This is a genomic window from Zoogloea sp. (genome assembly GCF_041911615.1).
In the GTDB taxonomy this organism is placed as follows: Bacteria; Pseudomonadota; Gammaproteobacteria; order Burkholderiales; family Rhodocyclaceae; genus Zoogloea.
Genome location: NZ_JAYROR010000005.1, coordinates 1 through 13863, shown reverse-complemented (window position 1 = coordinate 13863; position 13863 = coordinate 1). Strand labels below are relative to the sequence as shown.

The window sequence follows — 13863 nt, the reverse complement described above, 5'->3', positions numbered from 1 at the left end:
CTTATCTTGAACGGAATTAAGGAGAACCAAAATGGCTGCCACGATCAACACCAATGCGATGTCGCTCAATGCGCAACGCAACCTTTCGTCCTCCCAGGCCAGCCTGGCCACTTCGGTCCAGCGCCTGTCCTCCGGCCTGCGCGTGAATAGCGCCAAGGACGACGCCGCCGGTCTGGCGATTGCCGACCGCATGAACTCCCAGGCCAAGGGCTTCAACGTTGCGATCCGCAACGCTAACGACGGCATCTCGATGGCGCAGACCGCTGAAAGCGCGATGCAGGCCGTCACCGACAACCTCCAGCGCATGCGCGAACTGGCCGTGCAGTCGGCCAACGGCACCTACACCTCCGGCGACCGCGCGAATCTGGACACCGAATATCAACAGCTGTCGCAGGAAATCAACCGCGTCGTTAGCGGCACCACCTTCAACGGCCAGGCGATCCTGAACGGCTCGACCGACACCACCTTCCAGGTGGGCGCCGGCACCGCCGCCACCGACCAGATCACCGTGTCGGCCTCCAGCGTCTCGATGTCCGGCGTGTCGGGTGGCGGTACGGTTTCCGCAGCGGCGAACGCCTCTTCAGCGATTGCCGACATCGACAAGCAGCTCAACGCCCTGAACACCGCCCGCGCCACCTGGGGTGCAGTGCAGAACCGCTTCAGCTCCGTCGTGCAGACCCTGTCGGTCGCGTCGGAAAACGCCCAGGCATCCCGCGGTCGCATCATGGACGCGGACTTCGCCCAGGAAACCGCCAACATGACCCGCGCGCAGATCCTGCAGCAGGCCGGCACGGCGATGGTTTCGCAGGCCAACAGCATGCCCAACAACGTGCTGTCCCTGCTGAAGTAAGCCGTTTCAATCATAAACGCAGCGGGCGCCGCGGCCAGAAACGGCGCGGCGCCGCTGCCACGAGGGGGATCGCACCATGAGCATTCAACCCGTCAGCGGCGGAAGCACGGCTTACGTGCCTCCGGCCCAGAATCCGGCCGCGCAGACTTCGGTCACCCAGTCAGCCGGCATGGCCCGACAGGTCGACGCCCCCTCCTCCGTGCGCGACAGCAAGGAGGTCGGCGCGAGCGCCGACGCCCGGAAAGCACAACCGACCGCCGACCAGCTCAACCAGGCTGTCAAGCAGATCCAGGACACCATCAAGCAGACCGCCAACAGTCTGCAGTTCTCCATCGACAAGGATAGCGGCATGACCATCGTGAAGGTCGTCGACACCGAATCCAAAAAGGTGATCCGGCAGATTCCCTCCGAAGAGGTCATGGTCATCGCCAAAGCCCTCGACAAACTCCAGGGTCTCCTCGTCAAGCAACAGGCGTAATTCCCCCACGGCGCCGGCCAACCGCCGGCGCAGCGATTGATCCCACCCTCGCGGTGGGATTTTTTTATCGGACGTCGGAAACCGAAGCCGATTGGCACGCTCCATGCATAAAGAGCCTATCCGCCGGATCGCGCTCAAGTTTCCTCGAGCACGACCGTAATCTTCACTCAGCGCTCGATAGAGCAAGTAAAGCAAGGGGGTCGCCATGGCGACAATCTCATCCGCAGGAGTCGGTTCCGGCCTGAACGTCGAGTCCCTCGTCAGCTCGCTGATGTCGGTTGAAAAGCAACCGCTCACGACGCTGCAGACGCGCCAGTCCAGCTACCAATCCAAGATCTCCGCCCTCGGCACCATCAAGAGCGCAGTGGCCACCCTGCAGACGGCCGCCAAGGCGCTCACCCCGGCAACCGGCAGCACCGCAGCGGCATCTTTTTCCGCCTACAAGGCAACTATTGCCGACGCCACCATCGCTTCGGCCACCACCAGCAACACCGCGGTTGCCGGCACCTACGCGATCGACGTCGCCTCCCTGGCAACCAACCAGCGCCTCGCGCTCGGCAAGACCTACTCGGCCGGCGATCCGGTGATCGACTTCGGCAGCGCCAGCAGCGCCACCCTGACCGTCACCAAGGGCACCGGCTCGAGCGCCACCACCTCGACGATCACCCTCGACAGCAGCGCGAACTCCCTCGCCGGCGTACGCGACGCCATCAACAAGGCCGATGCCGGGGTGAGCGCCAGCATCGTCACCGACACCAGCGGCAAACAGAACCTGCTGCTCACCGCAACCACCGGCGGCACCGCCAGCGCGGTCAGCATCGGCGGCACCGCCAACTTCATCGACCCCGCCGCCGCGGGCAGCCCGGTCGCCGCTTCGAGCGCGTTCAACGAAACCCTGGCCGCCGCCGACGCGGTGGTGAAGATTCAGGGCGTCTCCATCGCCACCAAGGGCAACACCATCACCGACGCCGTCGATGGCGTGACGCTCAACCTCACCAAGGTCGGCTCCACGTCGCTCACCGTCACCCGCGACAACGCCGACCTGAAGAGCAAGCTCGACACCTTCGTCAATGCCTACAACAGCCTCAACGCGTCGCTGAAGAGCCTCACCGCCTACAACACCACCACCAAGACGGCGGCGGTGCTCAACGGCGAATCGTCGTTGCGCAGCCTGCAGGGCGCGCTGCGCACCACCTTGTCGACGCCCCCCAGCGAACTGTCGGGCGCCACGATGAAGACCCTGACCGACATCGGCATCTCGTTCCAGAGCGATGGCACGCTGAAGATCGACAGCACCAAGTTCGACAAGGCCGCGAGCACCAACTTCTCGGCCACCGCCGCGGTGATCGGCGCATACGGCAGCGCGGTGAAGGACACGACCACCAGCATCCTGGCCAGCAACGGCGTCATCGCCAGCCGCACCGACGGCCTGAACAGCAGCATCAAGTCGCTCGGCAACCAGATCGACGCCTTCGAGACCCGCCTGACCGCCATCGAAAAGACCTATCGGGCCAAATTCACCGCCCTCGACCAGTCGATGGCGAGCATGACCACCACCAGCTCCTACCTGAGCCAGCAGCTCACCATGCTGAGCAACATGACAACAAGCCGCTAACCCCGACCGGAGAACCAACAGATGTCGTTTGGCCTTGCAGCCAGTCGCGGTGCCGCCGCCTACAGCGCAGTCGGCGTCGAAACCGGGGTTTCCACCGCAGACCCCCACAAACTGATCCTGATGCTGTTCGAGGGCGCGATCCTGCAGATCGGCACCGCCGCCATCGCCCTCGAGAACAAGGACGTGCCCGCCAAGGGCGCCGCCATTTCCAAGGCCATCGAGATCATCCTCAACGGCCTCAAGGTCAGCCTCGACTACGAGGCCGGCGGCGAACTGGCCGAGCGCCTGGGCGCGCTCTACGACTATATGACACAGCGACTGCTCTACGCTAACCTGCACAACAGCCGGCCCGCGATGGACGAAGTCACCAAGCTGCTCACCGAACTGAAAGGCGCCTGGGAAGCCATCGGCAACCAAACCAACCAGGCCAGCCTCTAGACCGCCGGAGATCTTTCATGAGTTCCCTCGCCCTTCTGGAACAGATGAGCAACTACTCCACCGAGATGGTGGATGCCGCCCGCGCCAACGACTGGGACCGCCTCACCCGCCTCGAAAAACAGGTCGCCTCGCTGCGCGACCGCATCGGCGTCGAGGAAGCCCTGGCCTTCCCGAGCCGTCCGCGCCGCATGTCCGAAGACGAACGCGCCCGCAAGATCGCGCTGATCCGCCGCATCCTCGACGACGACAAGGAAGTCCGCGTCCACACCGAGCCCTGGATGGACAGCGTGCGTCAGATGTTCTCCAGCGGCACGCGCGAACGCAACGTGCGCAGCGCCTACGGCGACACCGACAGCGATCTCTGACCCCGCGCGGGCGGGCTGACGAGGCCACGTCATGATTCCCGGCGATCTCGCCTCCCGCCTGCGGATGCTCACCGAGGCCAGCTTCTTCTCGGGCGAGCCCACCGTCGCGCCGCTTGCCCGCGTCAAGGGCATTCCCGACCAGTTTCCCGACTTCACGCCGGGCCAGCGCATCGTCGCCAACCTGCAGGCGCCCCGCGCCGACAACACCTTTCAGGCGCGGGTCAGTGGCCGCGAGGTCACCCTCGCACTGCCCGAATCGGTCAAGGCTGGCGACACCCTCGAACTCATCGTCAGCCACGTCACGCCCCGGGCCGTCTTCGCCACCCTCGCCCCGACGAGCGCCGACACCGCCGCCGCCACCCGCCCGGCCCTGAGCCAGGCCGGACGACTCATCAGCTTCCTGCTCACCGGCCAGCCCGCCGCCGAAACCGCCCGTCTCAACGGTGGCGAGCCGCTCCTCGCCGCACCGCCCGTGGGGGCCGGCAGCGCGACCGCCCTCGCCAACCGGCTCGGCGACGCCGTCGGCCGCAGTGGCCTGTTCTACGAGTCCCATCAGGCCCGCTGGCTCGCCGGACAGGTGGATGCCGCCAGCCTGAAGCAGGAACCCCAGAGCCGGATCGCGGCCGAATCCGCCTCCCTGCCCGCCTCGGGCAGCGACGGCGCCATGGCCGCCACCGCCCGCACCGCCGAACACGCCGCGCCGATCCCCGAGCGCCTGCTGCCACTGGTGCATCAGCAACTCGACGCCCTCGCCACCCACCAGCTCGTCTGGCAGGGGCAGGTATGGCCCGGCCAGAACATGGAATGGGAAATCGAAGACCCCCGGCGCGAGGGTAGCGGCGAAGACGAGCCCGAGCCCTACTGGAACACCACCCTGCGCCTCAGCCTGCCCAGCCTCGGCGGCGTCGAGGCCCGGCTGCACCTCACCCCGGCCGGCGTCGCGATGCGCCTGATCGCCGACAGCGAGGCCACCCGCGAAGCCCTCGACGCCGGTCAACAGCGCCTCGCCGACGCCCTGGCGGCCGCCGACGTGCCGCTCACCGGCCTCGTCGCCGAACGCCGGAGCGCGCCATGAACCGCCCCGAACTCCCCGGCGAGCAACGCGCCGAAGCGGTCGCCCTCGCCTACAACGCCGGCCAGTCTGCACCGACCGTCGTCGCCAAGGGCCGCGGGCTGATCGCCACCGAGATCATCGCCCGGGCCAAGGAGTCCGGCGTGTACGTCCACGAATCGCCCGAACTCGTCGCCCTGCTGATGCAGGTCGACCTCGACGCGCGCATTCCGCCCGAACTGTACGTCGCCGTCGCCGAACTGCTGGCCTGGCTCTACAGCATCGAGAACAGCGGCCGCGACATCGCCGCCAAAACCACCGCACCAAAAGCAACGGCCCCGGAATCCGGGGCCGTCACAGGCTGACGCACGACCGATCAGTTGCTCGGCGGCACATAACCGCTGATCTGATCCGCACCGCCGCCGAAGAAATAGCGCTCCATCTGCTCGGCCAGGTACTTGCGGGCGCGGGCGTCCATCAGGTTCAGGCGGTTCTCGTTGATCAGCATGGTCTGGTGGCGCACCCACTGCTGCCAGCCTTCCTTCGAGACGTTCTCGAAGACGCGCTTGCCCAGCTCGCCGGGAAGCGGCGGAAAATCCAGACCTTCGGCCTCGCGGCCGAGCTTCACACAATTGACCATCCGTGCCATGTATCACCTCATGAGTTGGGATGCCGGCGCGGGCGTTCCGCGTCCGGCAGGGTGGCAAGATTATAGGGGCTGTTGGCGGGCCTGTTGAGCCGCATTTGCAGCGGCGCCCCACCCGATGGCTAGTCGACCGCCACGCCGCTCGGCTCGCGGGCGAACTCCCAGCAATTGCCACCGAGCGCCTTGGCCAGGTACATCGCCCGGTCGGCGGCACCGATCAGGCTCTCGGCCTCGACGCCGTTGCGGGTGCTCAGCGCGATGCCGATACTGGCTGACACCCCCGCCGACTCCCCACCGAAGGTGAAGCGCAGACCGGCGATGCAGGCGCACACCCGCCGCGCCAGCTCGGCGATGTCCTGCGCCACCGCCGCCGGCACCAGGATCGCGAACTCGTCGCCGCCCATCCGGAAGAACATCTCGTTGCGCCGCACCACCGCGCCCACCGCCGCGGCCAGCCCGACCAGCACCTCGTCGCCGGCCTGGTGGCCGAAGCGGTCGTTCACCGGCTTGAAGCCGTCCAGGTCGATCGCCAGCAGGCCGACGCCTTCGCGATGACGGGCGCCGTCGGCGAGCATCCGCTCCAGCTCCTCGTGGAAGCGGCGCCGGTTGAAGAGGTTGGTCAGCGGATCGCGCTCGGCCATGTGGAGCAGCTGCTGCGCCACCCGGCGCTGCTCGGTCACGTCCTCGAACACCCAGATCCGCCCCAGCGAACGGGCACCGTCGGGCCCCGGCACGACGCGGGAGAAATCGGTAACGACGCGACCGTCCTTGAAGCGGATCTCGTAGGGCTCGCTGGGCCCGCGCTGCTGCACCACCTCGGCCACATGCCGCTGGTAGGCCGGGCCGTCGGCCAGGAACTGCAGCACGTACTGCTGCAGCACCACGTCGCGCACGCCGACGAAACTCTCGCTCTCGGCCACGCCCCAGATGTCGTACAGCACCCGGTTGCAGTACACCACCCGCCGGTCCGCATCCATGAACAGGATGCCCATCCGCACCACGTCGAGCAGGGCCGACAGACGCGAGCGCTCCTCGTTGCTGCGACGCAGGTAATGCTCCGACAGCGCCTGGGCGCGACGCAGCGCGGCGACCGTCTCGAGCAGCTTGTACTCCGCCTCCTTGCGCGCCTGGATGTCGCTCATCGTCACCCGCAAGCCCAGCAGCGCCCCCTCGTCGTCGCGGATCGGCTGCCAGTGGCAGGCCATCCACTGCACGTGGCTGCCGGCATTGACGAGACGCAGCTCGAACTCCGCCGGCTCCCCATCCTCCAGCGCCTTGCGGATCTGGTCGCGGCAGTAGCGACGGTCGCGCTCATAGACCACCACGTCGACGAAACCGCCCAGCAGCACCTCTTCGGCGCGGCGACCGGTGTAACGTTCGATGGCCCGATTGACCCAGAACAGACGGCCGGTGAGATCCACCCAACCCTCGAGGCAATGACCGTCGTCGGCGGTGCGATGAAAGTGGCGCGCCTGCAACGCATCGAACGACGCCGCGCCGTCGCCGCCCCGCGCCGCGTCGAGCTGCGTCTGCAGGCGCAGCAGGCGCTTGCGCAGCACGACCAGATAGCCCACGCCCGCCGCCCCCAGCAACGTCGCCACCCCGGCCGACGCCGCCAGCACCGGCGCGCTCACCCCCTCCGCCACGCCGGCCCACGCGGCGGCAGGCACGGCGAACTGCAAGGCCAGCGCCATCACCGGCCGTCGCAGCCCACCGGCCACCTCGAGACGAACGGATCGACGAATCACGCAGCGACTCTCACAAGCGCGGTGCTCACAGCTGTTTCATGAAAACCTTGGACCGCCGGCTGACGTCGTACATCTCGCGCTTCTGGCGGGGCAGGGCCTCCGGCGGCGCCTGCTCGAAGCCCCGCTCGCGGAACCAGTCCGAGGTGCGCGTGGTGAGCACGAACAGGCGTTCCACGCCGATCGCCCGGGCGCGCGCCTCCATGCGCTTGAGCAGCATTTCGCCGAGGCCGGCGCGGCGATGCTCCGGCACCACGGCCACGCAGGCCATTTCGGCGGCCCGCTCGTCGATGAACGGGTAGAGCGCCGCGCACCCCACCAGCACGCCGTCGTACTCGACGACCGTGAAGCGTTCGATCTCGGCCTCCAGGCGCTCGCGGCTGCGCCGCACCAGGGTGCCGTCGGCCTCCATCGGCGCGATCACGGCGCCCAGCGCCCCCACGTCCTCGATGGTCGCCTCGCGCAGGCGGAACAGCGGATCGCGGGTGAGCACGGTGCCGACGCCCTGCGGCGTGAAGAACTCCAGCAGCAGTCCACCGTCCTTGTCCCGGTCGATCAGGTGGGCGCGGCCGACCCCCTGACGCACCGCGCGGATCGCACAGGGCAGGTACAGATCCAGATCCTCGGTGAGCCCTTCGCCGGCCTTCAGCATGGCCTCGGCGTCGTCGGCGGTGATCGCCTCGATCAGTCCGCCACGGGCGTCGAGCAGGCCCGGCGCGTCGCACAGGTAGATCAGCTTCTCGGCCTTCAGGGCAATCGCCACCGCCTCGGCCACCGCCTCCATGCTCATGTTGAAGATCTCGCCCGCCGGCGACACGCCGAGGGAGGACATCAGCACCACGTTCTGCTGATCCAGATCGGCCGCGATCTCCTCGGCGATCACCTTGCGCACCGTGCCGGTAAAGCCGTAATCGACGCCGTCCACGACGCCCACCGGCTTGGCGGTGACGAAGTTGCCGCTGGTCACGCGCATGAAGCTGCCGGCCATCGGCGTGTTGGGCAAACCCTGGGAGAGCAGCGCCTCGACCTCGATTCGGGTCACCGCCACCGCGGCCTTGACGCACTCGAGCGCCTCGGCGTCGGTGACCCGCAAGCCTTTGTGATAGCGCGGCGTGAGCCCGCGGCGAGCCAGCTCGGCCTCGATCTGCGGCCGCGCGCCATGCACCAGCACCAGCCGCACGCCGAGGGCGGCGAGCAGGTTGCAGTCGTAGGCCAGCTTCTGGGCGAGCTGGCCGGCCGCCACCTCGCCGCCGAAGCCGAGCACGAAGGTCTTGCCCCGGAAGGCATGGATGAAGGGCGCGGCAGCCCGCACCCAGGCGACGAAACGCTGGGAAAGATCGTTGCCGACCGGCGTCGGCGCCGGCATGTTGTCGGGTGAATTCACAAGAGGTTCCACTGCAGCCAAGGGGATTGATCGGGCATGGTCGGACGCGGCCGGGTCAAAGCTTCAGCGCGGATTCGAGCTTATCGACCAGCGCGCGCAGAATCTTTACCCGCGCATAATATTTGTTGTCGGCCTCGACCAGCGTCCAGCCCGCGTTTTCGGTGCTGGTGCGGTCGATCATGTCGCACACCGCCGGCTCGTACAACGGCCACTTGTCGCGGTTGCGCCAGTCCTCGGAGGTGATCTTGTAGCGCTTGAAGGCTTCGGTCTCGCGGGCCTTGAAGCGGCGCAACTGCTCCGCGTCGCTCACCGACAGCCAGAACTTGACGACGATCGCCCCGGCCGACACCAGCTGATCCTCGAAATCGTTGATCTCGGCGTAGGCGCGCATCCAGTCGGCCTCGGAGCAGAAGCCCTCGACCCGCTCGACGAGCACCCGCCCGTACCACGAGCGATCGAAGATCGCCACCTTGCCGCGCCGCGGCAGCCGCCGCCAGAAGCGCCACAGGTAGGGCTGGGCGCGCTCCTCGTCGGACGGCGCGGCGATCGGCACCACGTGGTACTGACGGGTGTCCAGCGCCTCGGTGACGCGGCGGATCGCGCCGCCCTTGCCGGCGGCGTCCATGCCCTCGAAGACCAGCACCAGGCTGCGCCCGGCAAAAGCCTCGCTGCGTACCGCCAGCGCCAGCCGGCCCTGCAGCTTCTCGAGCTGGCGATCGTATTCCTTCTTGTCCATCGGCTGGTTCAGCACGAGGGCGTTGAGCAGGTTGCGCTCGTCCGCCGCCGCCAGCAGCGGCGCCGCGGCCTGACGCGCCCGGAACCCCTTGCGCACGTGCTCCAGGCGGCGCTGCAGGCGTTCCAGGAGGATGCGACCGACATGCACCGCGCGATACTGCGGATCGCTGCCATCGACGATCACCCACGGCGCCACGCCGGTGCTGGTGCGCCGCAGCACGTGCTCGGCCACCTGGCGGTAGTCGTCGTACTGCTCGTAGAACGCCCAATCCGCCTCGCGCACCCGCCAGCGGGTGTCGGGGTTCGCCTCCAGCGCCTTGAGACGCTTCTTCTGCCCCTGGCGCGACAGGTGGAACCAGAACTTCACCAGCACCACGCCCTCCGCGGCGAGCATCGCCTCGAAACGGTTGAACTCCGACAGGCGCTGGTCGAGATGGGCCTTCTTGATGTGCCCCTGGGAGCGGTCATGGATCGGATCGGAGTACCAGTTGCCGAACAGCACGCCGATCTTGCCCTTGGCCGGCAGGGCACGCCAGAAACGCCACAGGAAAGGCCGCTCGCGCTCCTCGTCGGTGGGGCGGTCGAAGGCGTGCACCTCGATGTGGCGCGGGTCCATCCACTCGTTGAGCAGGTTCACGGTCTCGCCCCGGCCGGCGCCGTCGATGCCGTTGATCAGGATCACCACCGCGCACGCCTTGCTCTCGAGCAGCTCGAACTGTGCCCCCAGCAGATCGGTGCGCAATTGCGGCTCGATCTCGGCGTACGCCTCTTTCGACAAGGTGTGACCCAACTCCGCCGATTCAAACATGCCCGTCTCCCGGAAAATCGCCCCACAGCGTCTGCAAGGCCGCCAGCGCGGCAAGGCCCGCCGTTTCGGTGCGCAGCACCCGCGGCCCGAGGGCCAGCGGCGCGCAGCCCGCCCGCTCGGCCAGCTGCAACTCGGCCGGCGACCAGCCGCCCTCCGGTCCGATCAGGATCGCCAGCGGCCCCGTCGGGCGCCCCTTGCGGGCCAGCGCGCCAGCGGCGCCCGGCGCCAGGATCATCCGCGTGCCATCGAACGACTGCGCGAGATAGCGGGCGAGCGGCACGATTTCGCCGACCGCCGGCACCCGGTTGCGGCCCGACTGCTCGCAGGCCGACACCGCAATCTGCTGCCAGTGGGCGACCCGCTTGGCCGCCCGGTCACCGGTGAGCTTGAGCACCGAACGCTCGGCGGCCACCGGCTGGATCGCCACCGCGCCCAGCTCGACCGCCTTCTGCACGACCCAGTCCATCTTGTCGCCGCTCGCCAGCGCCTGAACCAGGGTGATCGCCAGAGGCGACTCGCGGTCGACCTCCTGGCGCGGCCCGACACGGGCCAGCGGCTGCTTGCCAAGCGCCAGCAGGGTCGCTGCGCACTCGCCGCCACGACCGTCGAAAAGCGTCACGGCGTCACCCACGGCAAGGCGCAGCACCCGCTCGGCGTGGTGGGCCACCGCCGTCGGCAGCGGCATGTCGGAATCGGGAAGAAGCCCGTCGGGGCAAAAGAAGCGCGGATTCATCATGCTATTATCCGCGTGCCTCCACGGGATGGAAACTCAACGAAGATCATGGTCAGTCTCTCCACGCCGCTGTGCGATTTCGGCTGGTCCGCCCCGGACTTCGTCCTGCCCGGCGTCGACGGCCAGACCCACAGCCTCGCCAGCTGCCGTGGCCCCCGAGGCCTGCTGGTGATGTTCATCTGCAACCACTGCCCCTACGTCAAGGCCGTGCTGCCGCGCCTGTTGCGCGACTGCCGCGAACTCGCCGGGCTGGGCATCGGCAGCGTGGCGATCATGTCCAACGATCCGGCCGACTACCCCGAGGATTCCTGGGACAACATGCAGCGCATCGCCACCGAGCTGGCGTTTCCCTTCCCCTATCTGCACGACGAAACCCAGGCCGTCGCGAAGGCCTACGGTGCGGTGTGCACGCCCGACTTCTTCGGCTTCGATGCCGGGCTCGGCCTGCAGTACCGGGGGCGCCTCGACGCGTCCGGCAAGCAGCCCGCCGCGCCCGACGCCCGCCGCGAACTCTTCGAGGCCCTGCGTCAGGTGGCCCTGACCGGCCACGGCCCCGCCGACCAGACACCCGGCATCGGCTGCTCGATCAAGTGGCGGAACGCCTGATGACCTCCGCACAGCGCCTCGACCAGGCCCGCGCCCTCGCCGATCTCGTCCGCGAGATGGCCAAGCACACCATCCTGCCCCGTTACCTCAGCGCCGCCCGCGAGCGCAAGGCCGACGGCAGCCTGCTCACCGAGGCCGACCTCGCGTCTCAGGCCGCGCTGGTCGAGCAACTACCCCGGCTGATTCCCGGCCCGGTGCTCGGCGAGGAGATGAGCGCCGAAGAGCAAGGGCGCGTCTGGCACGCCGGCAAGCACGGCCTGTGGGTCATCGACCCGATCGACGGCACCACCAACTTCGCCAACGGAATTCCCTTCTTCGGCGTCGCGGTGGCCTACCTGGTCGACCACAAGACCCAGATCGGCGTGGTCTACAACCCGATCACCGACGAAGCGTTCTACGCCGCCCGCGGCGCCGGCGCCTGGCTCAACGACGTGCCGCTGCCCCTGCGCAGCCCCGCCGCCCAGCTCAGGGAAGCCGTCGCCGGCGTCGACTTCAAGCGCATCAGCCACCACCTCGGCGACGAGCTCGCGGTGCGGCCGCCCTATTATTCGCAACGCAATTTCGGCTCCAGCGCCCTCGAATGGTGCTACGTGGCCGCCGGCCGGCTCGACGTCTACATCCACGGCGGCCAGATGCTGTGGGACTACGCCGCCGGTCGCCTGATCCTCGACGAAGCCGGCGGCTGCTACAGCAGCCTCGGCGGCTCGCCGCTCACCGCCGGCCCGGCCATCAAGCGCTCGGTGATCGCCGCGGCCAGCCCCGCGCTGTTCGAGCAATGGCGGGCCTGGCTGCACATCCATTCCTGAGGCTGGCGCCGGCACGGTTTTTGCACCGCAACGTCGACACCGCCCCCGAGCACGCCCGGGAGTGCTTTTGGAACAGTTCATGGCCGCGTGGACTGCTCCAAAACCACTCATTCGCGGGAGCAGTCCATGTCCATGAAACACCCCATCGTCGTGGTGACCGGCTCGTCCGGGTCAGGCACCACGACGGTCAAGCACACCTTTGAAGGCATCTTCTGGCGCGAGAAGGTCAACGCCGCCATCATCGAAGGCGACAGCTTTCACCGCTACACCCGCAACGAGATCCGCGACCTCATCATCGAGGCGGAAAGCCAGGGCCAGCGCGGAATCAGCCACTTCGGGCCGGAGGCCAACCTGCTCGAAGACCTGGAGCAGTTGTTCCGCACCTACGGCGAATCGGGCGGCGGGCAGCGCCGTTACTACCTGCACAACCCCGACGAAGCGGCCCGGCGCGGCCTCAAGGTGGGCAGCTTCACGCCGTGGGAAGATCTCCCGCCGGACACCGACTGCCTGTTCTACGAAGGTCTGCACGGCGCGGTGATCACCGACAAGGTCAACATCTGCCGCCACGCCGACCTGCTGATCGGCGTCGTTCCGATCACCAACCTGGAGTGGATACAAAAGATCCACCGCGACACAAAAACCCGCGGCTATTCGCTCGAGGCCGTGCAGGAGACCATCCTGCGCCGAATGCACGACTACGTGCATTACATCGTGCCGCAGTTCTCCCACACCCACATCAACTTCCAGCGGGTGCCGATGGTGGATACGTCGAACCCGTTCATCGCCCGCGACATCCCGACCGCCGACGAATCGATGGTCATCATCCGCTTCCGCGATCCCCGCGGCGTGGACTTCCCCTACCTGCTGCGGATGGTCGACGGCAGCTTCATGTCCCGCGCCAACACCATCGTGGTGCCCGGCGGCAAGCTCGACCTGGCGATGCAGCTGATCCTCACGCCGCTGATCTGGAAGCTGATGGAACGCCGTCGCCAGTGGGTCTGAACAACGCGGGCGGGCGTCTCAGCGCGGCGCGGCGGCCGCGCTGATCGACTTGCCCTTGTCGGTCTGCTGGTCGTTCAGAAACTCGCCCTCCCAGCCCTCGCCACTGGCCCAAACCAGACGGCCCGGGCCATGCTTGCGACCCATGTTCCAGCTGCCTTCGTAGCGGTTGCCGTTCTTCCAGGCGTAGGTGCCCTTGCCGTGGAACACGCCGCGGGCGAAGTCGCCGGTGTAGCGGTCGCCCGACGGGAATATCTGAGTACCGCGGCCGTTCGGCTCGCCGTCCACCACCGCCCCCTCGTAGCGGTTGCCGCCGGCGAAGCGGATCACCCCGTGGCCGGTCGCCTGGTCATTTACCCAGTCGCCCTCGTACCACTGACCGCCGACCCACTCGAAACGCCCCTTGCCGTGCTTGCGGCCCTCCACCAGCGTGCCGACATAGCGCTCGCCGTTGGTCCACTCGACGCTCCCGGTGCCGCTCACCGCACCGTTGGCGCCCAGCTTGAAGGCGCCTCGATACGTCGTGTCGCCGGCCGTCAGGACCACCTCGGCGGGCACCGGGGCGGCGGCATCGGCAGGCGCCGCGGCTGCCGCCACGGTGGGC

The 13863-nt window shown here is 68.0% G+C and carries 16 protein-coding genes; 10 read left to right on the top strand and 6 right to left on the bottom strand.

Annotated features, from left to right (window positions below; genetic code table 11):
- Positions 1 to 31 precede the first annotated feature (31 nt).
- From ACE3P2_RS01165 to ACE3P2_RS01135, 7 genes are all read left to right on the top strand, one after another.
- Complete coding sequence (locus ACE3P2_RS01165; RefSeq protein WP_374259956.1) at positions 32 to 850, top strand: flagellin; 819 nt, start codon at positions 32 to 34, stop codon at positions 848 to 850.
- A gap of 76 nt (positions 851 to 926) precedes the next feature.
- Complete coding sequence (locus ACE3P2_RS01160; protein WP_374259953.1) at positions 927 to 1328, top strand: flagellar protein FlaG; 402 nt, start codon at positions 927 to 929, stop codon at positions 1326 to 1328.
- Between the two features lie 205 nt (positions 1329 to 1533).
- Positions 1534 to 2943 carry a flagellar filament capping protein FliD gene (gene fliD, locus ACE3P2_RS01155; RefSeq protein WP_374259951.1) on the top strand — a complete coding sequence of 470 codons (1410 nt, stop codon included), beginning with the start codon at positions 1534 to 1536 and terminating at the stop codon, positions 2941 to 2943.
- A gap of 21 nt (positions 2944 to 2964) precedes the next feature.
- Positions 2965 to 3381, top strand: coding sequence for a flagellar export chaperone FliS (gene fliS / locus ACE3P2_RS01150; RefSeq protein ID WP_374259949.1), 417 nt, complete (start codon positions 2965 to 2967; stop codon positions 3379 to 3381).
- A gap of 17 nt (positions 3382 to 3398) precedes the next feature.
- A complete protein-coding gene (locus ACE3P2_RS01145; RefSeq protein ID WP_374259946.1) occupies positions 3399 to 3746 on the top strand; it encodes a flagellar protein FliT in 348 nt (115 codons plus the stop codon).
- Positions 3747 to 3777: 31 nt separating this feature from the next.
- Entirely contained in the window at positions 3778 to 4821 is a 1044-nt protein-coding gene (locus tag ACE3P2_RS01140) for a flagellar hook-length control protein FliK (RefSeq protein WP_374259944.1), read from the top strand.
- Positions 4818 to 5162, top strand: a complete 345-nt coding sequence (locus tag ACE3P2_RS01135) for an EscU/YscU/HrcU family type III secretion system export apparatus switch protein (protein ID WP_374259941.1) — start codon at positions 4818 to 4820, stop codon at positions 5160 to 5162. Before ACE3P2_RS01140 ends, ACE3P2_RS01135 begins: the two co-directional genes overlap by 4 nt.
- 11 nt (positions 5163 to 5173) lie before the next feature.
- On the opposite strand, the gene ACE3P2_RS01130 is transcribed toward ACE3P2_RS01135, so the two are convergent.
- The 5 genes from ACE3P2_RS01130 to ACE3P2_RS01110 form a co-directional block, all read right to left on the bottom strand.
- Complete coding sequence (locus ACE3P2_RS01130; RefSeq protein WP_374259938.1) at positions 5174 to 5446, bottom strand: oxidative damage protection protein; 273 nt, start codon at positions 5444 to 5446, stop codon at positions 5174 to 5176.
- 119 nt (positions 5447 to 5565) lie between these two features.
- The gene (locus ACE3P2_RS01125; protein WP_374259936.1) at positions 5566 to 7191 is read right to left on the bottom strand and encodes a diguanylate cyclase domain-containing protein; all 1626 of its coding nucleotides are present in this window, start codon (positions 7189 to 7191) and stop codon (positions 5566 to 5568) included.
- A gap of 25 nt (positions 7192 to 7216) precedes the next feature.
- Complete coding sequence (gene argA, locus ACE3P2_RS01120) at positions 7217 to 8554, bottom strand: amino-acid N-acetyltransferase (RefSeq protein ID WP_374259990.1); 1338 nt, start codon at positions 8552 to 8554, stop codon at positions 7217 to 7219.
- A gap of 73 nt (positions 8555 to 8627) precedes the next feature.
- Positions 8628 to 10115, bottom strand: a complete 1488-nt coding sequence (gene pap / locus ACE3P2_RS01115; protein ID WP_374259932.1) for a polyphosphate:AMP phosphotransferase — start codon at positions 10113 to 10115, stop codon at positions 8628 to 8630.
- Positions 10108 to 10848, bottom strand: coding sequence for a 16S rRNA (uracil(1498)-N(3))-methyltransferase (locus ACE3P2_RS01110; protein WP_374259987.1), 741 nt, complete (start codon positions 10846 to 10848; stop codon positions 10108 to 10110). The genes pap and ACE3P2_RS01110 overlap by 8 nt, the downstream gene beginning before the upstream one ends.
- Positions 10849 to 10896: 48 nt before the next feature.
- Here ACE3P2_RS01110 and ACE3P2_RS01105 point away from each other — a divergent pair, with 48 nt between their 5' ends.
- The 3 genes from ACE3P2_RS01105 (at position 10897) to ACE3P2_RS01095 (ending at position 13262) form a co-directional block, all read left to right on the top strand.
- Positions 10897 to 11454, top strand: coding sequence for a thioredoxin family protein (locus tag ACE3P2_RS01105; protein ID WP_374259930.1), 558 nt, complete (start codon positions 10897 to 10899; stop codon positions 11452 to 11454).
- Positions 11451 to 12260 (top strand): inositol monophosphatase, encoded by an 810-nt coding sequence (locus tag ACE3P2_RS01100; protein WP_374259986.1) that lies wholly within the window; start codon positions 11451 to 11453, stop codon positions 12258 to 12260. The genes ACE3P2_RS01105 and ACE3P2_RS01100 overlap by 4 nt, the downstream gene beginning before the upstream one ends.
- Positions 12261 to 12386: 126 nt before the next feature.
- Entirely contained in the window at positions 12387 to 13262 is an 876-nt protein-coding gene (locus ACE3P2_RS01095) for a phosphoribulokinase (RefSeq protein WP_374259927.1), read from the top strand.
- 18 nt (positions 13263 to 13280) lie between these two features.
- On the opposite strand, the gene ACE3P2_RS01090 is transcribed toward ACE3P2_RS01095, so the two are convergent.
- Positions 13281 to 13863: MORN repeat-containing protein (locus ACE3P2_RS01090; protein WP_374259924.1), on the bottom strand; the 583-nt coding region annotated here is incomplete at its 5' end.

Coding starts and splice junctions, on each gene's coding strand:
- ACE3P2_RS01165 (WP_374259956.1), top strand. CDS start 32: ATGGCTGCCACGATCAACACCAATGCGATGTCGCTCAATGCGCAACGC.
- ACE3P2_RS01160 (WP_374259953.1), top strand. CDS start 927: ATGAGCATTCAACCCGTCAGCGGCGGAAGCACGGCTTACGTGCCTCCG.
- fliD (WP_374259951.1), top strand. CDS start 1,534: ATGGCGACAATCTCATCCGCAGGAGTCGGTTCCGGCCTGAACGTCGAG.
- fliS (WP_374259949.1), top strand. CDS start 2,965: ATGTCGTTTGGCCTTGCAGCCAGTCGCGGTGCCGCCGCCTACAGCGCA.
- ACE3P2_RS01145 (WP_374259946.1), top strand. CDS start 3,399: ATGAGTTCCCTCGCCCTTCTGGAACAGATGAGCAACTACTCCACCGAG.
- ACE3P2_RS01140 (WP_374259944.1), top strand. CDS start 3,778: ATGATTCCCGGCGATCTCGCCTCCCGCCTGCGGATGCTCACCGAGGCC.
- ACE3P2_RS01135 (WP_374259941.1), top strand. CDS start 4,818: ATGAACCGCCCCGAACTCCCCGGCGAGCAACGCGCCGAAGCGGTCGCC.
- ACE3P2_RS01130 (WP_374259938.1), bottom strand. CDS start 5,446: ATGGCACGGATGGTCAATTGTGTGAAGCTCGGCCGCGAGGCCGAAGGT.
- argA (WP_374259990.1), bottom strand. CDS start 8,554: ATGCCGGCGCCGACGCCGGTCGGCAACGATCTTTCCCAGCGTTTCGTC.
- pap (WP_374259932.1), bottom strand. CDS start 10,115: ATGTTTGAATCGGCGGAGTTGGGTCACACCTTGTCGAAAGAGGCGTAC.
- ACE3P2_RS01110 (WP_374259987.1), bottom strand. CDS start 10,848: ATGAATCCGCGCTTCTTTTGCCCCGACGGGCTTCTTCCCGATTCCGAC.
- ACE3P2_RS01105 (WP_374259930.1), top strand. CDS start 10,897: ATGGTCAGTCTCTCCACGCCGCTGTGCGATTTCGGCTGGTCCGCCCCG.
- ACE3P2_RS01095 (WP_374259927.1), top strand. CDS start 12,387: ATGTCCATGAAACACCCCATCGTCGTGGTGACCGGCTCGTCCGGGTCA.